Here is a 20432-nt window from a genome sequence, read left to right as displayed (position 1 = left end):
TTTCAATCATATTCCTTTCGTTCTATAAAATGGTAAAATAGAGGAGAGCTATTTGAGGAATAGAGGTGTTTGACGCCGATCTCATTAAAAGGCATGAAGAATTTAACTGGGCCATCCTTAAACGAATCGAACAATTTGATGAACAACAAAAAAAGCGAGATTAAAGTCTCTTGCTTGCTTTGAAAGAATCCATGAAACAAAAAAATGATTGCTGTAGTTCAACAAAGAAAGTGGTGGAAATTTTGAAAATAAGACATTCATGACAATAGTCCACTTATACACTCACATGTGAGTATGATAAAATCTAACGATATTCGCCAAAACTGTATAAAGTAAATTAAGAAAATCATTTTGTTTAAAATAACCTTAAATATACAAGATATCTATTTCTATATATTAACAATTATGTAATTATTAAGGAGGTAATGGCATTGTTTTTTAAAAAATTGACAGAAGAAGAAAGAAAGTACACAGATAAAGCAGCAGGAATAGCATTTGTATTCTATCTAATTGCATTATCTATAAGTTCTTTATATTCATTTTTTAAGGAAACAGGATTTAATTTATATTTTATGATCTTGATGGTTGGTTTAATCATATTTTTCATGAGTGACTTCTTATTCAGAAAAACAAAAAACATGAAAAATGATAAAAATCATCGAAGTATAAAATAAACTTAAAAGGATCGGGGAGTATATTATGAAAAAATACGGGATTTTATTTTTAAGTTTAGTGTTCCTATGCGCAACACTATCATTATCAATTTCACCTACCAACGCACATGCACAAGTTTCAAACAAAACACAAACAGATGTTGTTAAATTTGAAAAAGAATTTAACAAATTAATAGTTACACTAGAAAAAATGGTTTCTAAAGGAATTGATTTTCAAGACTTAAAAAATAATAGCAACAAAAAAATCGCATCTCTTACAACTGAAGAAAAAAAAGTATACCAAGATTACAAAGCTTATATTGAAAATCCTGAAAACCAAAAAAACAATTCATTAAACTCAAGAATCATAGATAACGGAGAAATCTCAACTTTAGCTAAAAAAGCAAGTGGTATTTACATTTCTCAAAAACAAATACAAAGAATAAACGATGTTACAAATTTTAGTGGTGGCATATTCGGAGTGGCTTCAGGCTTAATTAGAATGAAACTAGGATTAAACCCAACTGCCCTATCATTGTTAATTATAGCAGTTGCTTCTCTAGGGATAAGTGGTCTTAATCTTTGCAATAAATATAAAAAAGGAGTTTATCTTAAAGGAGAATTCGTAGGATCAATATACATGCCTTTAGGAACTGTATCTTGTGTAGCAAAAAAATAAATATGAAACAACATAGAAAAGCAGGCTATCTTCTAGCCTGCATTTTTACTTAATTATGTAATTTTTAATACCAACATGCCAATGTGCCATGACTTCAAACGTCTCATTGGCTACTTCATCTCTTTTTCAATTCTGACAAGATCCCCTTTCTCGGCATCCGTCAAATTCAGTTCCTTATGAATCTCTTTCAAAATACCGCTGTAGCCGATGAGCATTCTCGCATTCAATTAGATTTATCTACATGGCAGATAGTATAAAATCATGAACGAACTCGTGTACTCATTAAAGGTGTAAGACTAACCGTGAGGTGTGGTTCTTTAATTGGAACATTAATTTTAATAGATGGTTAGAAAGTATTGAAAATTGATCTCATCATTTTCTATTGATGTTGCTGATGTGGATGTATAAAAGGATCATGACAAAATTAGCTGATTAAAAGCTAGTTAAACCCTTTAGGAGGCTTTCCGAAATGATCAATTTTTCTCAAAATCCCTACAATCCTAAACCAGCAAGTGACAAACAAATCAAAAAGGCAGAATCCCAACTAAACATGGTACTCCCTCATGCTCATAAGACCTTACTTAAACAGACAAATGGATGTTCCGTTGGAGGCGATGTCCTAATATACGGCACTGAGGACCTTGCGGAACGCAATGCAACGTGGGAAGTTCATCATTATGCCAACGGCTATGTAGCTATTGGCGACGATGGTGGCGGACAAGTATTTCTCATGCGTCAGACCGAAGAAGAAAAACGCGTATGGATTGTGGACGCTGGTGTGATGGACCATCAGTATGCAGAGTTGGTGACTGAAAACTTGTTGGAATGGGTGAGTGGAGGATGCATCGTTGAATGAACACAGTTTTCAAATGTATGAATCACTGAAAAGTAAAACTGAATCATCCAACTGAACGCTCTGTGACGTTAAATGTCATGGAGCCTTTTTAATGATCTCTTCGATTCTCCCTCCATTCTTCCCGTGTTATAATAAACACAGTTTATGAACGAGAGGATATGCAGGACATGAAAAATGAACCTATTGAGTTACTGACACAGCCGAAATGGCGAATCATAGATCAATCGAGCCTCGGTCTTTATGTGGACCCGAAGCAATCCTTTGCGATGGATGATACGCTTTGTGCGTCGGTCGGGAAGGGACTCTCACCAGCGACAGCGCGTTCTTGGGTGCATCACAATACAATTGTGCTTGGGATTCAGGATACAAGACTTCCTTTTCTCCAAGATGGTGTAAAGCTCCTCGAAGAAGAGGGCTATCGCGTCATTGTACGCAACTCAGGCGGCCTTGCTGTGGTGCTGGATGAAGGTGTATTGAATGTGTCATTGATCTTTGCAGAACAAAAAAAGGGCATTGATATTGACCGCGGGTATGATGCGATGGTGGAATTGGTCTGGCGGATGCTGTCTAAGTATGAGGTGGACATTGAAGCTTATGAGATTGTCGGCTCTTATTGTCCGGGCAGTTATGATCTAAGCATCAATGGAAAGAAATTTGCAGGCATTTCTCAGCGTAGATTACGTGGTGGAGTTGCTGTGCAAATTTATTTGTGTGCAGATGGAAGCGGGCGGGAACGTGCTGACTTGATCCGCCGTTTTTATGACGCCGCCTTAAAGGACAAACGAGAAGAAGTGAAGGCCGTATTTCCTGATATACAACCTGATACGATGGCGTCTTTATCAGAATTAACTGGAGAACCAATTGATTGTGCGCTTCTTATGCGTCTTTTACTAGAAGAGCTTCAAACGTTAAGTGATCAGCTGACAGCGTCAGGACTGAACGCAGATGAACAGCTAGAATTTGAAAAAAACATGACGCGGATGATTGAGCGGAATGAAAAGGTGTTCTCTTAAAAAATCTTGAAAAGCATAGAGGTGAAGTGATGGAAACCAAGCTCGAGAAAGCCATTGAACTTCGAAAAAGTGGACACCTTCAAGAATCAAATGAAATGCTCTCTCATCTTGTAGAGGAGTATCCAGACGATGCCTCTATTCATTATCAATGTGCCTGGAGTTATGACTTGCTAGGAGAGGAAAGGCAAGCTGTCTTTTTTTATGAAAGAGCCATTGAGTTAGGATTGTCTTCAGAAGAACTAGAAGACGCTTTACTAGGGTTAGGAAGTACATACAGAACCTTAGGAGAATATGAAAAGTCCAAGCACATATTCCTACGAGGGATAGAAACTTATCCAGATAACAAAGCCATTCAAACGTTTTATGCCATGACTTTGTATAATTTGAAAGAACATACGAAAGCAATGGAAATATTACTGAATTGTTTAACTGAAACGACAACAGATCCTACTATTTTGAGTTATCGAAAAGCGATTGATTTTTATTCGAATCAGTTAGATAAATTGTGGAAATAAACCATTTAATAGAATAGTCAAATAGAAACGGAGGGGCACTGTTATAGAAGAATCCCCTCCTTCGTTATGAATTTTTTATGCGATAGTCATTTATGACATAAGAAAGAAGGAAAATGTATTGTCATTATTCACCACGTATTACCCGCTGTTTATGCTTTGCGTTTTGTCTGTGTTGTATATGATGTATCGTATTCAACCGATAGCCTCTACGGTTAAAAAAATCATCATTGTGCTCTGTGTGTTCACAAATGCCGCCTATATTTGCTGGCGTCTTTTCTTTACACTGCCGCATGAAGGTACTTTTAACATTGTGATGGGTATTTTGCTTGTTGCTTGTGAATGCGTTGGATTTTTACAGCTGCTTGTGTTTTATACACTTGTTTGGAAACCTTCCAATCGGAAGCAAGTCATGATCAGTGATCTTGATAGGCTGCCAACAGTTGATATTTTCATAGCTACATATAATGAACCAATTGAAGTGCTGAAACGCACGGTTGCAGGTTGTGTGAATCTCTCTTATCCAAAGGACAAAGTCCACATTTATTTATGTGATGATGGCAAACGGGCGTCTGTAGAGCAGCTTGCTTCTGAGTTTGGTGTTCATTATCTGACGAGAACCGATAACAAGTTTGCGAAGGCGGGTAATTTAAACCATGCGATGTCTCAAACGAATGGGGAGCTGATTCTCACACTTGATGCCGATATGGTTCCTCTTCCTGCCTTTTTAGAAAAAACAGTGCCTTATTTTCATGATGGAGCGACGGCGTTTGTTCAAGTTCCACAGGCATTTTATAACGAAGATCCTTTTCAATACAATATGTTCTCGAAGGATCGAATTCCAAATGAGCAGGACTTCTTCATGCAAACCCTCCAAGCTGGGAAGGATCGTTTTAATGCTGTGATGTATGTCGGTAGTAATACTGTGTTTAGAAGAATGGCCTTAGATGAAATTGGCGGATTTGCTACTGGGGTGATTACAGAAGACATGGCGACAGGAATGCTGCTCCAAGGCAAGTTTAAATCTGTGTCTGTCGGAGAAGTATTAGCCGTCGGTCTGGCACCTGAAAGCTGGCTGGATCTGTTAAAGCAGAGAGATCGGTGGTCGAGAGGGAACATTCAGTGTGCCCGTAAGTTTAATCCTTTGAAGGTTCGCGGCTTAACGCTGATGCAGCGAGTTCTTTATTTAGATGGTATTGTGTATTGGTTTAACGGTTTGTTTAAAATGATTTACATTCTCACACCGATTTTGTTTTTATTGTTTGGTATTCAAAGTTTCTGGGCAGATTTCCAGTCCATTTTCATGTTCTGGCTACCGGCGTTCTTTAGTTCCTATTTAGCATTTAAACTGGTGTCGAATCAAAAAAGAAGCATGTTTTGGAGTCATATTTATGAAAGCTCAATGGCATTTCACCTAGCTGGTGTGGCTTTAAGTGAGCTGTTTTTCAAAAAGAGAGTGGAATTTCTTGTCACACCAAAGGGAATTCAAACAGACAAAAGACACTTTCATTTGAAAACGATGATTCCCCATTTGATCTTTTTGCTACTCTCATTGCTTGTCTTAGTGAAAATAGGATACGATGTGAAGGTAAATGGGACGATGAATGCTGATCTCACATTGATTAATATATTTTGGGTGATGTATAACGGTGCAGGTCTATTCATGGCACTGCTTGTGGCGTTTGACCGTCCGCGTTATCGAAAATCAGAGCGATTTATCATTGAAAAAGAGGGACAGCTTCGTTCTGATCATCAAGATCAGTCGATTGCTTGTTTTCTACTAGATATGAGTGATTCAGGAGCGCGACTCTCCATTCCATTGGATCAAGCTTCTTCTCTTTATCAAGGACAACAGCAATTATTTTTTACAGAGGATGAAAGCGTGACGTGTGACGTGGTCTGGAGCTATCCAGAGGAAGACAAGCTGATGGTAGGTGTTGCTTTTACTGACACACAAAAATCAGAGTATCTATCACTGATCCGCTTCCTATTCACACGAGAGCATGTAGCTATTACGGATCGTGAGAAAAAATCCTATGCTGTTCGGACGTTTCTCCGCTTTATAAGAGAAACGGAGAAAGTGCCAAAGGCTATACGGCGAAAATGGATGAGAAAACCTTTAAAAGGTGTGACAGGCACGTTATCATATGAGGGCAGATTAGAAGAGAAGGTGCCGCTTGTCATACATGATATTAGTGTATATGGGTGTAAAATCGAGTCTGAAGCTGTCATTGAATTACATGAGAAAGTGCGGATCACCATTGACGCAGAATCTCTGACGGATCAGCCCGCAATTGCCGTTTGGACTTCAAAAAGACGCGGCCGCACAATGGTCGGATTCAAATTTGTTCAACCTGACATCAAGCAGATAGAAGAAAGAGAGGGAGTGGTTTCTTGAAATCAAAAAACGGCGGTTACCTCTATTTACTATGGCTTCCCATTATCATAGGAGCCGGCTACGGCATTTCGCTTTTAGTGCCGTTTCTTCAGCCTGTACTGACACTTGGCATCGCAGGTCTGTATATTTTTATATTTGGTGATTTTCAGGTGAGACAAGTCAGATATATTTTTATGTTTGTCTTTTTGATTAATGTCCTATTTAGTGTGATGCTATTTTTGGGCATTTAAAAAAGTGCTTCCCGCAGATGGGGAGCACTTTTTGTTATTCTGCCATTTTTTCGAGGTTGCCGTTTCGGTCCATTTTAAAGGTTGGAGCGGCAGTGTCGTCCTCTTCAAACAAAACTAGTTTTCTTGCACGGTTCATGATTTTGACGAGTGTTTCATAATCTTCTTGAATCGTGAGCTGATCCTTTTCAAGCTTTTTCACTTCTGCTTCTAGCTGCGTGACTTTATGTGAAAGTTCGTTATTTTCTCGTTTTAACCGGCTGTTTTCCATGCGTAAGGCAGAGGATTGCTGACCATCGCCTTCATAGCGTCGCAAGAAATCAATGACATCTTCGATGGTTAACTCCTGTTGCTGCCTAAAAGGATTGGCTTCTGGCTTTTTCTCTACGACATGAGAAGCCTGTGACAATAAGTGTGATAAACTAGCTAACTCTTCATTGTAGCTTTGGTCTACAAACTTGAGCTGCTCTGCCGTTTCAGATGCTGGTGCAAACATTTCTTCCTTCGCTGGTTCCAGCTCCTGCGAGAATTCCTCTTGCGTGACCGTTTCTTCTACTTGCGGCTGATAGAGTAATCGTTTCTTTGCAGGCTGGCCATTGCCGAGCGCACGCATGCGTTGTTTCCGCTGTTTTTTAGCAAGGGCTAGAGCTTTTTCATATTGATGCCTCACAACAGCATTCCATCTAAAACCGCAAGCCGCTGAGGTGCGATTTAGCTTATCTCCAACTTCTTCAAATGCATTCAACTGTGTGCTGCCCTCTCTCACGTGACGTAAGACGGTTTCCGCCAAAAGGAGATCATCTTCCTCTGACCAAGCATCTTGTCTTTGTTTTGACATGTTTAAACCCCCATATGATTTGATGGTATTAGATTAGCCAAGTTCAAGACGGTTTATACAAGTTTGCTAAAAGGATAGTGGAAAATACTAGCTTTTATATGAGCGCGTCTCAGCGATTATCATGCGTCTTGCAAGTCCAGCAACTTCGATGTACAATGTTGGGTGGTATATTATGACTCTTGGTTGTCCAACTGTTTCATATTAAATGAAGTTCATCATTGAAAGGAAGCGTAAGACCATGGCTAATGAGTTTCGCGTATGTGACGATTGCGATGCGACGAACCTAAAGACGTTGTTGCCTCGACTCAAATCGGTTGACCCTGATGCAAAAATTGAAATTGGCTGTCAATCCTATTGTGGTCCAGGACGAAAAAAGGCTTTTGCGTTTGTAAACAATCGCCCATTATCCGCACCAACAGAAGATGAGTTACTCGAAAAGGTTCAAAAAAAAGTCAAATAAATGTCACTGAATGTGTTCAGTCGACCTAAAAAGAGGTCCGTCCCTGTCAGGTCGGGCTTTTTACGTCCGTGCAATCATTGAGAACACATTCACGAGCAAATTCAAGGATGTTTTCGGGAAAAGTTACCCGATATAATAGAAACACGTCTTAAAAAAAGAGGGACGAAACGATGGCGTATCCAAAAGGGAAATTATCTGAGGAAAAGGTATTTAAAGATCCTGTGCACCGTTATGTTCACGTACGGGACGCATTAATATGGGATTTAATAGGAACAAGAGAATTTCAGCGCCTGCGCCGAATTAAACAGCTAGGAACCACTTATTTGACGTTTCATGGTGCAGAACACAGCCGTTTCAATCATTCGCTCGGTGTATACGAGATTGTGAGACGGATTGTGGATGATGTATTCAAAGGACGGCCGGAATGGGATGAGGGAGAACGCGAGCTTGTCCTGAGTGCGGCCTTGCTTCATGACCTCGGACATGGACCATTTTCTCATTCCTTTGAAAAGGTCTTCCATTTAGATCATGAATCGTTTACAAGAGATATTATTTTAGGGCAAACCGAAGTCAATGAAGTGCTTCGCCGGGTGAGTGATGATTTCCCGAAGCATGTAGCAGAAGTCATTGCGAAAACGTATCAAAACAAACAGGTGGTCAGTTTGATCTCAAGTCAAATCGATGCCGATCGTATGGACTATTTGCAGCGTGATGCCTACTATACAGGCGTCAGCTACGGCCATTTTGATATGGAGCGTATTTTGCGCGTGATGCGTCCGAGAGAAGATCAAATTGTGATGAAGCAGAGCGGGATGCATGCGGTCGAGGATTATATTATGAGTCGCTATCAAATGTACTGGCAAGTCTATTTCCACCCAGTGACACGCAGTGCGGAAGTCATTTTAACGAAAATTCTCCACCGTGCAAAAGAGCTGCATGAAACCGGCTATATTTTTACACATGCCCCTGTTCATTTTTATTCGATTTTTGAGGGAAATGTCACCACAGAGGACTATATTAAATTAGATGAATCCATTGTCTTATTTTATTTTCAGGCGTGGGAAGATGAAGAAGATCACGTGCTGGCTGATTTGTGCCGCCGTTTTATGAACCGTCGATTGTTCCAATATACAGAGTTTAATCCGAATGAAGAAATGACGAAATATTTCAAGCTGACCGCCTTGTTCAAGGAGGCAGGCATTGATCCTGACTATTATTTAGTCGTCGATTCTTCCTCTGACTTGCCCTACGACTTCTACAGACCAGGGGAGGAAGAAGAGAGACTGCCGATTCACCTTTTGACGCAAAGTGGTCATATTAAAGAGCTGTCGAGACAGTCAGATATTGTTGATGCCATTTCCGGTAAACGAAGAACCGATCATAAACTTTATTTCCCGATGGACTTAATTGTAGATATGTCGGAAAAAGCTGAAGAAAAGAAGGCGATCATGAAGCTGCTTGGATTGGGATAAGGAAGTACTGAAAAAGGAGATGTCGGGAATTTGTTGAAAGAGCATGCAAAGTTGATGAAGGTATTCTCTGAATCTGGGGAAATCGTTGGACGGAAGAAGCTGCAAAAGATGATTTACATAGCAAAAAAGCTAGATTTGCCTTTTTACGAGAAATACGATTTTCACTTTTATGGCCCCTATTCAGAGGAGTTGACGCTCAGAATTGAAGAGCTGTGCAACCTTGGATTCTTGGACGAAATGAAGGAAAAAAAAGGTGGATACTATCAGTATCGTTATTCGCTGACGGACAATGGGAAAGAGTTTCTCGATCAGTGCGAAGTGGACATGCCTGACCTCAAAGTGCTGACGCAGCAGATGAACGAGCAGTCGTCTCGTTTCCTAGAGCTCGTCTCTACGATTTTATACTTTGATGATCTGCCAAAAGATGAGGTAAAGGAAAAGGTCTTCACCATTAAAAGCAAGCAGCGCTATACGGACGAAGAATTTGAGGATGCTCTTGCTTATATTGATCAGTTGAAGGAATTGAACTAACAGGAGGAACCAGTGTGTGATAGCTAATGGCTAGAACAGACTGGTTTTTATTTTGTGCAGAAACAAGTCGATCCAAGCGGTCGACTTGTTTTTTTATGAATGGTGGTAAGAGAATCTCGCTAAAAATTGTTTTGTCCGTTCTTCTTTCGTCTGTTCAAAGACCTCTTCCGGTGTACCTGATTCGACGATGACCCCATCCTCCATGAAAATCACCTTGTCGGCAATATCATAGGCAAAGCTCATTTCGTGCGTGACGATGATCATAGTGACCCCGGTTTGTGCTACTTGTTTAATCACATCGAGCGTTTCTCCTACAAGTTCGGGATCTAATGCTGAGGTTGGTTCGTCGAACAAAATGACTTCTGGATTCAAAGCCAGTGCCCGTGCAATGCCAACTCGCTGCTGCTGTCCGCCAGATAGTTGATGAGGATAAGCATCCTTTTTCTCTAGCAATCCAACCTTTGTAAGTAATTGAAGAGCTGTGTCATAGGCTTGATCTTTCGGATGTTTACGGGCAATGACTAAACCCTCCATGACGTTTTCAAGTGCTGTTTTATGAAGAAATAGATCGTATTGCTGAAAGACCATGGCGGTTTTTCTGCGAAGTGCGAGAATGGCTTTAGGCTTGGCTTGATTGAACTTGACAGTCGTGTCATTAATGCTAATTTCTCCTTGATCCGCACGTTCAAGAAAATTCAAGCAACGCAGAAAGGTTGATTTTCCAGAACCGCTCGGACCTAATATGACAACCACTTCGCCTTTTTTCACTGATAAATCAATTCCTTTTAGAATCTCGTTCTTGCCGAACGCTTTATGCACCTGTTTTATGTTAATCATGCCAATCGTCTCCTTTTGTTTTTCTGTCCATATTTCTCATATCCAGCTGTGATGGCTTCAATAGAGGCACACAGTGCCCAGTAAATTAGGGCAACGGCGATGTATGCTTCAAGGTAACGATAGTTCACATTTGCTTTAATTAAAGCGCCGTTTAAAATATCGACCACAGACACCATAGAGACGAGAGAAGAGGCTTTAATTAAACTGATCAACATGTTGTTCAGAAGTGGAAGGGAGATGGGAAAGACTTGTGGAATGATGACCCTTCTTAAGACCTGTTTGCTGGTGAAACCAACGGATAATGCGGCATCGAATTGACCTTTTGGAATAGATGCAAGAGAGCTTCGAAATATTTCGGATAACCCGCTTACGGCATATAAAGTAAGGGCGAAAATGGCAATCCATCGTCTGTCCAAATCACTGAAACGAATCTGAAGAGATAGAGATGCAGCCAAATGATCCAGCGAATCTGAAAAAAGAAGATAAGATACGAGTAAAATGAGAACAACAGGAATTGCTTTAAAAATAGCCACAAACCATTTGAACAATTGAGATAATACAGGCACCTGATAAAAACGGATAAGGGCAATACCAAATCCAAAGACAGAGCCAAATATTAGCGGTAGAAAGCCCAATAGCAGAGTTGTTGGCAAATAATGAAGTGCGGCTATAAAGGCCTGAAACATAAAGGCGACATCAAAATCCACTCAGATCGCTCCTTTCTTATGATGTAGTGAAGTCTCCGCCCAATATTTTTTTAGACAATTCAGCGAGCTTGCCGTTATCGATCAGCTTTTGTAATGGTTGATCAATGTCTTTTTGAAGTTTTGTATTGTCTTTTTGATAAAGGTAGTACGTTTTAGATACGTTTACAGGCTTTCCAGATGTCATAAGATTGGCATTGAACTGTTTGTTCAGCTTATTGACGTCATACTTTGTTAGCAAGGCTGCATCGACTGTGCCATTCTGAAGATTTTTGACGAGAATTTCGTTCCCGCCATCTCCGTAAACAATGTCAATTTTCCGATCGTGTTTTTCGTTATATTGTTCTAGTAGATAAGCGAAATTACTCCCTGTAGAGGTGTGCACTTTGTGTCCAGCCAAATCGTCAAGGCTTTGAAAATCATGACCAGATGCTTTATCAACAACCACATAGCTTGTATAGTCTGTGTAGCCCACTTTTCCAAATAGATATTTCTTCTGACGCTCATCATTGATTTCATATTGATGGGCAGCGAGATCTACTTTACCAGCATCTAAAGCGGGCAAAATATTTTTAAATTCGAAGGATTCATATTTAAACTGATATTGTGGAAGAAGCTGATCCACTTCATCTAATACAGCCTTCTCATAGCCTGTTAATTTGCCGTTTTCATCTAAGTAAACGAAAGGCTGGTAAGCATTCCCTGTGGCAACGATGATTTCTTTCGCATCTGGATCATTATTCGTTGCTTCTGCTTTGACTTCATTCGATTGTTCCGTATTTCCGCAGGCAGCAAGCAGCAATGAACCAAGTGTAAGCAGACCGATGATGGAATGTTTTTTGAATTGTTTGTTATTTTTCATGTGAAATCCTCCTCGTTTTACTTCGCACGCTTTTCGACTGTAAAGGCCGTTTCGGGTCTTTTTAAGGAAACGAATGTCGTCTGACGCTGTTTTCTCGTTTTCGGTGTATTGATCCGTTTTTCCAATAGGTCAAACGCTTTTTCTAGTAGCAGACTTAACATAATAAAAATGACGGCAGCAATAAAGTATCCTTCTAATACGCGGTAGTATAATGCCCCTAATGTTTGAACCTTTCCGATAATGTCCATCACGCCCAGTGTAAAGGCGAGAGAGGTATTCTGTAATAAGTTGACGATGGCCACACCAATATTCGGAAGTGCGATTTTCCCTGCTTGAGGAATGAGCGTTCTTCTATAAATCTGCCATTTCGTCAGCCCAATTGAGGCAGCCGCTTCATATTGAGATGCTGGGACACTCGATAAGGCTGATCGGAATATTTCTGAAAAGTAGGCAGCTGTATTGAGTCCATATGTAATATAAAGAAAGAACAATTTGTTCCACATGGAGATATCAAGTCCAATTGCTGCGAGCACACCTGGCAGACCATAAAAGACAATAAACATTTGAACAAGGATAGGCGTCCCACGAATAAATGAAACATAGATTGCACTAAGTTGATGCAGAACAGGAATGCGCTCAATTCGAAAATAAGCAAGGATGAAACCAAGAAAGCTGCCAATCAAAGTGGCAAATAAAACAATCAGCAAGGTGGTCGGAAGGGCTGATAATACTTTAGGGAAGAGTGTGACCACATACTCCCATTTGAAAAACTCACCCACGTTGAATCACCTCCTATGTAGAAGTCGTTTCGACTTTTTCTTGTGCGGGTGGCGCGCCTAATATGGCAGCATCGAACCGTTCAGGGATGAGTACTTTATACATCAAGATACCTAAGTCACCATTTTCAGCCTCACGTTCAATATATTTTGTATATCCTTTTCGTTCGTACATGTCTAAAAGCCAAGGGTGTTTTCGGCCAGACGTGCCCAGTGTATAGGCAGGCGCTTTATATGTCTGCCGGAGTAAGGTGTTTTCTACATAATCGAGCAGCTTATTTCCAATCCCTTGACCGGCTAAATCAGGAGCTGTCGCAAACCACCAGACAAATGGATAGCCTGAGACCGGTTGAGTGCTCTCCCAAGGAAAACGTATGGTGATGGTTGATATGAGCCGGCCGTCTCGTTCTAATACAACGGCAACAGACTGTGTAATGTTTTCTGTGACCATTTCAAGTGTGGCGTTCGTGGATGGCCAATCGATGCCCATTTCCCCAAGCGGTTTAAATGCACTGGACAGTAATTCTAAAAAAGCTGGCGCATCCTCTTCGGTAGCGATGCGAAAAATATCTCGACTCATGACAAACCTCCATTCAAAATGTAATGTCAGATTAATGCTTTTCTTAAAGTCTCGATATCAGGATTCAGCAATGCTTGATACACGTGGGGATCATGACTGATCTCAACTACAGGCACATAGCGGACACCGTATTTTGCTTCTAAAATGTTTCTGTAATCATCATGTTCAGTGACATCAATCGTTGAAAAAGGGATCTGCTGTTCGTTGAAGTAGGATTGAATGTCCTTGCAATAACTGCATCCATTTTTGCTCCATAAAATGATTTTTTGACTGTTTGACATTAGACGTTCACCTCTTGATTGATTGGTTTTTGATTTGTTTGTTTTTGATCAAGTGCTTCTTTTAATAAAGTGATAGACGTGATCCTTTCATCAATATCTACAATCGGCGAAAGTGCGATGAATTCATTGATATCGTATGACTCGGCTAGCTCAGTCAGCCTGTGATGAACGGTTTCTTTTGTGCCAGCTGTATAGCCGGTTTTTTGTACGTGAATGCTGTAGTATTCCTTTTCCATTCCTTTCACTAGCTTTTCTGCATCCTCTATTGATGTGACATTGAGCTTTCTTCCATCGGAAAAGGAGACCTTTACTGATTCCTTTTGTTTGATATGTGAAAGTGCTTGTTCGGGATCATCGGCTACAGAAACGGTGATAGCAAGAAGGAATTGCTGGCGAGTGCCCGCTTTTTGATATGTTTGGAAGGTCTCTCTTGCTTCTTTTAATAAGGCTTCATCTCCATTAATGAAGAAGGCAAAGACAAAGGAGATACCAAGTTTTGCTGCAAATTCAGCGCTCTCTATACTTCCCCCTAAAAGGAACATGTCAGGTGATAAACGAGGAATGGGCTGAGCATTCAATTCATTTGTGTGTTCCGTCAGATAGGTGTTGAGATCCACTAATTTTTGAGAAAAATCCTTCCGTGACGCCTGATAATCTTCCTGAAGAGCTTGTGTCGATAGGTTCAGTCCTCCAGGTGCTTTCCCAACACCTAAATCGACTCTTCCAGGCGCTAATGATGCTAGGACATGAAATGTTTCAGCCACCTTGAACGGACTGTAATGCTGAAGCATGACACCTCCAGACCCGATTCGTATGTTGTTTGTTTTTGCTAAGAGATAGCCGGCAAGAGCTTCAGGGGAAGAACCTGCTACTTGAGGGTTATTGTGATGTTCAGACACCCAAAACCTGTGATAGCCAAGCTGATCCGCTGCTTCAGCTAATCTGACAGTATGCTGAATGCCCGTCTCTGCGTTCTCTTTTTGACCGACAAGACTTTGATCAAGAATACTAAGGATGAACGACATTGGCTGTTCCTCCTATCAGATTTTGATATTGAGATAATGCGAGGTTTAACCTTTCTATGGCATCTGAATCAATTAAATAATGACCTGATTCCTGCTTTGTGACCTGTTGATCCACGACATACACACCAGATTGAACAACCGTTGCACCAAGTTGGTGAATAATCGGTTTAAGAGCATATTCAATGACGAGCAGATGACCATAGGTTCCTCCTAAAACGAACGGAAGGACGGGTTTTCCTTGTAACGCTTTCTGTGGAAGTAAATCTAAAAACGTTTTTAAAATACCGGAAAATGACGCTTTGTAGACAGGCGTTAACACAATGACACCGTCACTCTCATTCACGAGTTCAATGGCCTTTACAATCTCTTCGTTTGAAAAGTTCGCTCCTATTAGAGCACTGCTAGGTAGCTGGTGAACTTGAATGATATGTACATCGATTCCATTGATCGTTAAATGCTGCTGAACATGCTGCAGAACACCGGTTAATCGAGATTGGACGGAATGTCCGCCTGCTATAATCGTTACTTTCGTCAAATTGTCTCCTCCATTTCACATAATTCCTTCTAAACAACTTGGAATAGTTGATAATATAAATTATAATAAGGCAAACCAATTGAAAAGTATAATTAGTAATCATAAATACACGATTTAGTTATTTAAAATACAGGGAGAAGAGGGGTTTTCATGGAGATTCGAGCGATTCGTACTTTTGCCACCATCGTGAAATACGGGAATTTTTTGAAAGCGGCAGAAGCACTGAATTATTCTCAGCCAACCATTACGTTGCACATCAAACATTTAGAAGAGGAAATTGGAGAGAAGCTTCTAGAAAGAGGGAAGACCTTAAAGTTAACAGCATCAGGTCAGCTTTTTTATGAAAGAGCCAATTCTTTACTCAATGAATATGAGAAACTCACGAAAACGCTACAAGATTTAGAGATAGGCATTGCGGGGTTCATTCGCATCGGTGTTTCTGAGCCCACAGCCAGCTTAGAATTCCCATCGCTTCTTGCAGAATTCAAGGAAAGGTTTCCGAATGTAGAATTTTCTGTGCAAGTAGCAGATGCAAATACACTGAGTTCCTTGCTTTCCCATGATGAGATTGATTTTGCGATTTGCGGCGCTCCAGAAGCTTCGATGGAAAATAGCTATAAGCCGCTTTTTCAAGATGATATTGTTTTGCTGGTCCCGTCTTCACATCGATTGGCGGAAAAAGATGTAGCGGAGGTAACAGATTTAAAAAATGAGACCATATTATTCACACCTCACAATTGCCCCATCCGCATCCAAATTGAACAACAAATCGTTAACGTCATTGGGACCAATTACAATAAGTTAGAGATTACGAGCAGCATGTCCCATAAGCACTATGTTCAGGCTGGATTAGGAGTGTCTCTTTTTACTCGAACCGCCCATTCTTTTACACTCCCCGGTACAAAGGTATTAGAAATAAAGGGCATTCAAGTGTCCCCGCCAGTTGGTCTATTGAGGAAAACAAATGATGCCCCTGGAAGAGCTGTACTCCAGTTTATTGATCTCATTGAAAATCGATTGCATCGAACAACATGAAAGAGGGGTTAGCCTTTGTGCTGACCCCTCTTTTATGTTTATTTTACGGTTTGTTTAAGAAACTGATTCTTCTTAATAGGCAGACCCAAATTTTCGCGAAGGGTATGAGCTTGATAATTTTGATCATAATATCCTCTTTCTATCAATATCGGGATCACATGCTCTGTCCATTCGAATAAACCACTAGCTAAAATCGGAGCGCCAAAAATAAATCCATCTGCGGCATCTTCTTCGATCCATTGAATCAATTTGTCAGCCACTTGTTCGTAAGTGCCGAAAAAGGCACTTTTTGGAGTGGTCACTTGTAAAGCGACTTCTCTTAAGGTCAAATTTTGTTCTTTGGCCATTTTTTTAATGGATTCTGTTGTAGATTGAAAGCTGTTTGAACCAGCGTCACCTATATCAGGAAAAGGTTCATCAAGTGGGAATTGACTGAAGTCCAAATGATCAAAGAATCTGCCCAGGTAATGCAGGGCTTCTTCAATAGAGACGAGATGTTTAATGGCTTCATATTTTTCTTCTGCTTCTTCGACTGTTTTCCCTGTAATCGGGTGGATGCCAGGGAATATTTTGATATCGGATGGTTTTCGACCAAACGCTTCCGCTCTATTTTTCACGTCGCGGTAATAGGCTTGTGCCTTTTCAAGTGAATCGGCATTTGTAAATACAGCGTCTGCTTCTTTTGCGGCTAGATCTTTTCCTGCCTCTGAAGCGCCTGCTTGGAAAATCACGGGCTGCCCTTGTTCAGAACGTTCAATATTTAAAGGACCTTTGACAGAAAAATGTTTCCCATGATGGTTTAATGTGTGCAGTTTATCTCGATCGAAGAAGACACCTGTTGAACGATCTCTTATAAAAGCATCTTCTTCCCATGAATTCCAAAGCCCATTCACTACATGTAAATACTCTTCTGCAATTTCGTATCGAAGGGAGTGGCTAGGATGCGAACGGATGATGTGATTTTCAGCAGAACCTTCTAACGGTGAAGTCACAACATTCCATCCTGCCCGGCCTTTGCTTAACTTATCCAAGGAGGCAAATTGTCTGGCAATGGTAAAGGGCTCACTATAGGAAGTGGATACGGTACCCACAAGTCCAATTTGTGTGGTGACCGCAGCAAGAGCAGATAAAATGGTTAATGGTTCAAATCGGTTCAAGAAATGAGGAATCGAATGTTCATGAATATATAAGCCATCTGCGACAAAGACAAAACGGAAACCCGCTGCTTCTGCCTTTTTTGTCATCGCTTGATAGTAATCGATATTAACACTTGCATCTGCTGGAACTGATTCATCCTTCCACGCATTCATGTGACCTCCCGGACCATGTAACATTAATCCAAATTGTATATGCTTTTTTTCAGACATGCAGATCGTCCCTTCTGTTTTGAAATAGCCATGTTTTATGTTTTTCATCATAAAGTAGAATCGCAAAGAAGTATAATTGGTATCAGTAAAGTATGAGTTTATCTTTTCTAATATCATTGACATCATTTCTTAAAACCATGGGAGTTTACTAAGTAAATGACCTAGACCAAAAGCGCTAATTTTCGATGAAATGTGTACTGAATGATTTAGAAAATTAGTGAATATGACGTATTTCGACTTTCTTCCTGTGTATCTAATTCCCTGTTTTTGACTGAATAGAAGGAAAATGGTGAATTTTCAGTGAATATATAACTTTGTGAAAATCAAAGGAGGGATAGGAATGAAAAAGCGTTCAGTCTTTTTGTCATTTTTATTGGTAGGTAGTTTGTTACCGGGAGTAAGTTCAGCTTCAGCACCAGTCGCGAGTGCTGGTCATGGGCATGATCATGGTCATGCGCCATTCGAAACACATATTAGTGAGGGGTTGCCAAAGGCAAACGATTTTAAAGATTTGACGAAAGCACCTCCAATTGAACGAGATGTGACAACAAAGGTATTAGATGAGTCTGGTAAGCAGGTAGGTTCTAGAACCTTTAAGGCGAATACAGGAGATTCTATTTCAACAAAAGCAAGCACAGGCAGTCAAAAAGTAACAGTCTATGCTGTAGCAGATGCGCAGTATCGTGCGAAATATAGTGACTGGCAGACGCGCATTGTCAGCATCATCGAGCAAGCGGATGTCACCTTTAACCGTGATCATGATGTGGACTTTGTCGTACAAGCAGTAGGATCTTGGACATCTTCTGGATCAAATGCAGAGCAAATTTTATCTAACCTGTCGCGCAGCTTTGATGGCAGAGGATACGATTTTGTCACTGGCTTTACAGCTAATCCAAACTTTGATGCGGGCGGAATCGCGTATGTATACAATAGTGCACCACGCGGAAGTGCATTCGCCGTTAACCTTGATCAAGGAACAGCGAATACTGCAAAAGCGGCTACGCATGAATACGGTCATAACTTTGGCTTACCACATGACCCTCAAGGCAGCGGCATTGTCTGCTTAATGAATTATGATTATTCTTACTCAGTTGATTTCTTTGATGCGGCTCATAAAAATCAAGTGAACCGTAACAAAGCGTGGTACAGATAAAATAAGAGACAAAAGGACAAACACCCATGTGCTTGTCCTTTTCTTATGCTTACAGATCGCTCATTCGTTTTCCTGCTACGGCATAGTGTTCTTTTTTCATTTCTTCAATAATAACAGAGACTTTTTCTGCACCTGCGCCTGTTGTTTCAACAACAGCGTCAGTGACTTTCTCCACAAGCGCCCTTTTCTGCTCGTCTGTTCTTCCTTCAAGCATTTGTACGGTGACAATCGGCAATGCGAAAACCTCCTTTTTCCTTTAATGCTACGCTTCCCTTTAGTTTAAGGGACTTCTTATAGTATACTGAATGAAGTAAATCATTGTATAGAAAGAAAGAGGGATTCATGCCTTTGAACCAATTTCTTGTGTATCCATTAGAACTGATTCCATATGTCGCCATTACACTTGTTGTTGCATTTACGATGCACGAGTTGGCGCATGCATATGTTGCGTATCGTTTCGGAGACCCGACAGCTAAGAACCAAGGGAGACTCACATTAAATCCGTTGAAGCATCTTGATGTATTTGGGACGATTTTGATCTTTGTCGCTGGGTTTGGCTGGGCGAGACCTGTGCCGGTGAATCGTTACCATTTTAAAAAACCACGCTTAGCAGGAATCTGCGTCTCGATTGCTGGCCCATTAAGTAACTTGGTGTTGGCGTTTCTAGGCTTTTTCGTGTATGTCCTTCTTCAAAAATTTGGCGGGGAGTCGCTCATGCGCTTTGAGCCGGGCGTTGATAATTTTTTCTTAATCTTTATTAACTTGAACGTCATTTTGTTCCTATTTAACTTATTGCCAATTCCACCGCTGGATGGGTATCGTATTATTGAGGACGTCGTCAGCCCCCGTATCCGGGCGAAAATGACGCAATTTGAACAATATGGGATCATTATCTTTCTCATATTCGTGATTACGCCGTTAGGACAGTTTGTTTTTGGTCCATTGATCGGAATGCGGGATCAAATCATATACTGGTTTAATCTTATTTTGAAGCCGCTGCTTTAGGAGGTTTAATGAATGGAAGGTAAAAAGAAGAAACCAATTGGTTTTAATATCATTAAAAAAACAGACGCAACTGACGGACACGGAGGCTTTGGAGCGGGTGCGCTCAGCCTAGATAACATTTCGCCGGTGATCATTGATGTAGAGGAAAAGGAAGCTGTCATTGATATTGGTGCAATGCATGCGAGAAGTGCCGTTGAAAAAGGAATTAAATTTCTGAAAACAAAAGAAGAAGTGCCGAACGGAAAACCGTATTGGCTCGTATGGGTGACCATTGACCGCAGAGAAGAAGGTCCTTACTATGCGGGTGTCACGGCTTGCGAAATGACCGTTGATCGTTCAATCCGCCGAGGGTATAAGTCGCTTCCAGAGCATGTGAATTTAATGGATAAATCAATGAAACGAAAAATCGTTGTCAGTCATATGGATGATGTATCGAAAAAGGTACTGGCTGATTTCTTGAAGAGTCATAATGAAGCACTGTGGGAAGCATCCACAGACGAATTAAAAGAAGGATTGGCTGTCCCTGAATAATTGTGAAATTTTTGTGAAGAATGGCGAATTACTACCAATTCCAGCTGATTTTTGAGTAAACTGGTGTTAAAGCTAGGACATGGAGAATCCCGAGATGCAAAT

Annotated in this window: 25 protein-coding genes and 1 pseudogene; 14 read left to right on the top strand and 12 right to left on the bottom strand. The window is 40.6% G+C overall.

Features of this window, described 5'->3' with window-relative positions:
- Positions 1-431 precede the first annotated feature (431 nt).
- Together MHI35_RS17230 and MHI35_RS17225 are read left to right on the top strand one after the other, a co-directional pair.
- A complete protein-coding gene (locus MHI35_RS17230) occupies positions 432-674 on the top strand; it encodes a hypothetical protein (protein ID WP_211062641.1) in 243 nt (80 codons plus the stop codon).
- 25 nt (positions 675-699) lie between these two features.
- Positions 700-1332, top strand: coding sequence for a hypothetical protein (locus MHI35_RS17225; protein ID WP_211062640.1), 633 nt, complete (start codon positions 700-702; stop codon positions 1330-1332).
- A gap of 45 nt (positions 1333-1377) precedes the next feature.
- Here the strand turns inward: MHI35_RS17225 and MHI35_RS17220 are convergent.
- Positions 1378-1559 (bottom strand): annotated as a pseudogene (locus MHI35_RS17220) (protein rep); the annotation flags it as partial.
- A gap of 242 nt (positions 1560-1801) precedes the next feature.
- Between MHI35_RS17220 and MHI35_RS17215 the strand changes: the two are divergent.
- From MHI35_RS17215 to MHI35_RS17195, 5 genes are all read left to right on the top strand, one after another.
- Positions 1802-2188, top strand: coding sequence for an SMI1/KNR4 family protein (locus tag MHI35_RS17215; RefSeq protein WP_335349694.1), 387 nt, complete (start codon positions 1802-1804; stop codon positions 2186-2188).
- 167 nt (positions 2189-2355) lie between these two features.
- Positions 2356-3201: a lipoate--protein ligase family protein gene (locus MHI35_RS17210; RefSeq protein ID WP_335349695.1), complete on the top strand. Its 846-nt coding sequence runs from the start codon at positions 2356-2358 to the stop codon at positions 3199-3201.
- A gap of 29 nt (positions 3202-3230) precedes the next feature.
- A complete protein-coding gene (locus MHI35_RS17205) occupies positions 3231-3716 on the top strand; it encodes a tetratricopeptide repeat protein (protein ID WP_335349696.1) in 486 nt (161 codons plus the stop codon).
- A gap of 118 nt (positions 3717-3834) precedes the next feature.
- Positions 3835-6111 carry a glycosyltransferase gene (locus MHI35_RS17200; protein WP_335349697.1) on the top strand — a complete coding sequence of 759 codons (2277 nt, stop codon included), beginning with the start codon at positions 3835-3837 and terminating at the stop codon, positions 6109-6111.
- Complete coding sequence (locus MHI35_RS17195) at positions 6108-6341, top strand: DUF5970 family protein (protein ID WP_119125513.1); 234 nt, start codon at positions 6108-6110, stop codon at positions 6339-6341. The genes MHI35_RS17200 and MHI35_RS17195 overlap by 4 nt, the downstream gene beginning before the upstream one ends.
- A gap of 34 nt (positions 6342-6375) precedes the next feature.
- Here the strand turns inward: MHI35_RS17195 and MHI35_RS17190 are convergent, their stop codons facing one another.
- Positions 6376-7176 carry an RsfA family transcriptional regulator gene (locus MHI35_RS17190; RefSeq protein ID WP_335349698.1) on the bottom strand — a complete coding sequence of 267 codons (801 nt, stop codon included), beginning with the start codon at positions 7174-7176 and terminating at the stop codon, positions 6376-6378.
- A 238-nt stretch (positions 7177-7414) separates the two neighbouring features.
- Here MHI35_RS17190 and MHI35_RS17185 point away from each other — a divergent pair, with 238 nt between their 5' ends.
- The 3 genes from MHI35_RS17185 (at position 7415) to MHI35_RS17175 (ending at position 9639) form a co-directional block, all read left to right on the top strand.
- Complete coding sequence (locus MHI35_RS17185; protein ID WP_003215259.1) at positions 7415-7636, top strand: DUF1450 domain-containing protein; 222 nt, start codon at positions 7415-7417, stop codon at positions 7634-7636.
- Positions 7637-7806: 170 nt separating this feature from the next.
- Positions 7807-9108, top strand: a complete 1302-nt coding sequence (locus MHI35_RS17180) for an HD domain-containing protein (protein ID WP_007497716.1) — start codon at positions 7807-7809, stop codon at positions 9106-9108.
- A 30-nt stretch (positions 9109-9138) separates the two neighbouring features.
- Positions 9139-9639, top strand: a complete 501-nt coding sequence (locus MHI35_RS17175) for a YwgA family protein (RefSeq protein ID WP_119125510.1) — start codon at positions 9139-9141, stop codon at positions 9637-9639.
- Positions 9640-9732: 93 nt separating this feature from the next.
- Here the strand turns inward: MHI35_RS17175 and MHI35_RS17170 are convergent, their stop codons facing one another.
- Genes MHI35_RS17170 through ssuE form a run of 8 tightly spaced genes read right to left on the bottom strand, consistent with a single transcriptional unit; the run spans position 9733 to position 15239 of the window.
- Positions 9733-10476, bottom strand: coding sequence for an amino acid ABC transporter ATP-binding protein (locus tag MHI35_RS17170; RefSeq protein ID WP_335349699.1), 744 nt, complete (start codon positions 10474-10476; stop codon positions 9733-9735).
- Complete coding sequence (locus MHI35_RS17165; RefSeq protein WP_335349700.1) at positions 10473-11183, bottom strand: amino acid ABC transporter permease; 711 nt, start codon at positions 11181-11183, stop codon at positions 10473-10475. Before MHI35_RS17165 ends, MHI35_RS17170 begins: the two co-directional genes overlap by 4 nt.
- Before the next feature lie 16 nt (positions 11184-11199).
- Positions 11200-12042 carry a transporter substrate-binding domain-containing protein gene (locus tag MHI35_RS17160; protein ID WP_340992821.1) on the bottom strand — a complete coding sequence of 281 codons (843 nt, stop codon included), beginning with the start codon at positions 12040-12042 and terminating at the stop codon, positions 11200-11202.
- A 17-nt stretch (positions 12043-12059) separates the two neighbouring features.
- Positions 12060-12821 carry an amino acid ABC transporter permease gene (locus tag MHI35_RS17155; RefSeq protein ID WP_335349702.1) on the bottom strand — a complete coding sequence of 254 codons (762 nt, stop codon included), beginning with the start codon at positions 12819-12821 and terminating at the stop codon, positions 12060-12062.
- Positions 12822-12834: 13 nt separating this feature from the next.
- Entirely contained in the window at positions 12835-13398 is a 564-nt protein-coding gene (locus MHI35_RS17150) for a GNAT family N-acetyltransferase (protein WP_335349703.1), read from the bottom strand.
- Between the two features lie 26 nt (positions 13399-13424).
- Positions 13425-13679 carry a glutaredoxin family protein gene (locus MHI35_RS17145; protein WP_335349704.1) on the bottom strand — a complete coding sequence of 85 codons (255 nt, stop codon included), beginning with the start codon at positions 13677-13679 and terminating at the stop codon, positions 13425-13427.
- Entirely contained in the window at positions 13679-14704 is a 1026-nt protein-coding gene (locus MHI35_RS17140) for an LLM class flavin-dependent oxidoreductase (protein ID WP_335349705.1), read from the bottom strand. Before MHI35_RS17140 ends, MHI35_RS17145 begins: the two co-directional genes overlap by 1 nt.
- Positions 14688-15239 (bottom strand): NADPH-dependent FMN reductase, encoded by a 552-nt coding sequence (gene ssuE / locus MHI35_RS17135; protein WP_335349706.1) that lies wholly within the window; start codon positions 15237-15239, stop codon positions 14688-14690. The genes MHI35_RS17140 and ssuE overlap by 17 nt, the downstream gene beginning before the upstream one ends.
- Before the next feature lie 150 nt (positions 15240-15389).
- Here ssuE and MHI35_RS17130 point away from each other — a divergent pair, with 150 nt between their 5' ends.
- Positions 15390-16274 (top strand): LysR family transcriptional regulator, encoded by an 885-nt coding sequence (locus tag MHI35_RS17130; protein ID WP_335349707.1) that lies wholly within the window; start codon positions 15390-15392, stop codon positions 16272-16274.
- Positions 16275-16312: 38 nt separating this feature from the next.
- On the opposite strand, the gene MHI35_RS17125 is transcribed toward MHI35_RS17130, so the two are convergent.
- Positions 16313-17641, bottom strand: a complete 1329-nt coding sequence (locus MHI35_RS17125) for an LLM class flavin-dependent oxidoreductase (RefSeq protein WP_335349708.1) — start codon at positions 17639-17641, stop codon at positions 16313-16315.
- A gap of 340 nt (positions 17642-17981) precedes the next feature.
- Here MHI35_RS17125 and MHI35_RS17120 point away from each other — a divergent pair, with 340 nt between their 5' ends.
- The gene (locus MHI35_RS17120) at positions 17982-18794 is read left to right on the top strand and encodes a zinc-dependent metalloprotease (RefSeq protein ID WP_144520286.1); all 813 of its coding nucleotides are present in this window, start codon (positions 17982-17984) and stop codon (positions 18792-18794) included.
- A 49-nt stretch (positions 18795-18843) separates the two neighbouring features.
- Here MHI35_RS17120 and MHI35_RS17115 read toward each other — a convergent pair whose 3' ends face one another.
- Entirely contained in the window at positions 18844-19029 is a 186-nt protein-coding gene (locus tag MHI35_RS17115) for a 2-hydroxymuconate tautomerase (protein ID WP_003214939.1), read from the bottom strand.
- A gap of 113 nt (positions 19030-19142) precedes the next feature.
- Here MHI35_RS17115 and MHI35_RS17110 point away from each other — a divergent pair, with 113 nt between their 5' ends.
- Together MHI35_RS17110 and MHI35_RS17105 are read left to right on the top strand one after the other, a co-directional pair.
- Complete coding sequence (locus tag MHI35_RS17110; RefSeq protein WP_260982954.1) at positions 19143-19799, top strand: site-2 protease family protein; 657 nt, start codon at positions 19143-19145, stop codon at positions 19797-19799.
- Between the two features lie 12 nt (positions 19800-19811).
- Complete coding sequence (locus MHI35_RS17105; RefSeq protein WP_012011599.1) at positions 19812-20330, top strand: YwhD family protein; 519 nt, start codon at positions 19812-19814, stop codon at positions 20328-20330.
- The last annotated feature ends 102 nt before the right edge of the window (positions 20331-20432 follow it).

The sequence above is a fragment of the Bacillus sp. FSL K6-3459 genome (assembly GCF_038003305.1).
GTDB lineage: Bacteria > Bacillota > Bacilli > Bacillales > Bacillaceae > Bacillus > Bacillus pumilus_O.
Note: the sequence above shows the minus strand (reverse complement) of the source record. Positions and strands in the feature narration are given on the sequence as shown.

Coding starts and splice junctions, on each gene's coding strand:
- MHI35_RS17225 (WP_211062640.1), top strand. CDS start 700: ATGAAAAAATACGGGATTTTATTTTTAAGTTTAGTGTTCCTATGCGCA.
- MHI35_RS17215 (WP_335349694.1), top strand. CDS start 1,802: ATGATCAATTTTTCTCAAAATCCCTACAATCCTAAACCAGCAAGTGAC.
- MHI35_RS17210 (WP_335349695.1), top strand. CDS start 2,356: ATGAAAAATGAACCTATTGAGTTACTGACACAGCCGAAATGGCGAATC.
- MHI35_RS17205 (WP_335349696.1), top strand. CDS start 3,231: ATGGAAACCAAGCTCGAGAAAGCCATTGAACTTCGAAAAAGTGGACAC.
- MHI35_RS17190 (WP_335349698.1), bottom strand. CDS start 7,176: ATGTCAAAACAAAGACAAGATGCTTGGTCAGAGGAAGATGATCTCCTT.
- MHI35_RS17185 (WP_003215259.1), top strand. CDS start 7,415: ATGGCTAATGAGTTTCGCGTATGTGACGATTGCGATGCGACGAACCTA.
- MHI35_RS17180 (WP_007497716.1), top strand. CDS start 7,807: ATGGCGTATCCAAAAGGGAAATTATCTGAGGAAAAGGTATTTAAAGAT.
- MHI35_RS17170 (WP_335349699.1), bottom strand. CDS start 10,476: ATGATTAACATAAAACAGGTGCATAAAGCGTTCGGCAAGAACGAGATT.
- MHI35_RS17160 (WP_340992821.1), bottom strand. CDS start 12,042: ATGAAAAATAACAAACAATTCAAAAAACATTCCATCATCGGTCTGCTT.
- MHI35_RS17150 (WP_335349703.1), bottom strand. CDS start 13,398: ATGAGTCGAGATATTTTTCGCATCGCTACCGAAGAGGATGCGCCAGCT.
- MHI35_RS17145 (WP_335349704.1), bottom strand. CDS start 13,679: ATGTCAAACAGTCAAAAAATCATTTTATGGAGCAAAAATGGATGCAGT.
- MHI35_RS17140 (WP_335349705.1), bottom strand. CDS start 14,704: ATGTCGTTCATCCTTAGTATTCTTGATCAAAGTCTTGTCGGTCAAAAA.
- MHI35_RS17130 (WP_335349707.1), top strand. CDS start 15,390: ATGGAGATTCGAGCGATTCGTACTTTTGCCACCATCGTGAAATACGGG.
- MHI35_RS17125 (WP_335349708.1), bottom strand. CDS start 17,641: ATGTCTGAAAAAAAGCATATACAATTTGGATTAATGTTACATGGTCCG.
- MHI35_RS17120 (WP_144520286.1), top strand. CDS start 17,982: ATGAAAAAGCGTTCAGTCTTTTTGTCATTTTTATTGGTAGGTAGTTTG.
- MHI35_RS17105 (WP_012011599.1), top strand. CDS start 19,812: ATGGAAGGTAAAAAGAAGAAACCAATTGGTTTTAATATCATTAAAAAA.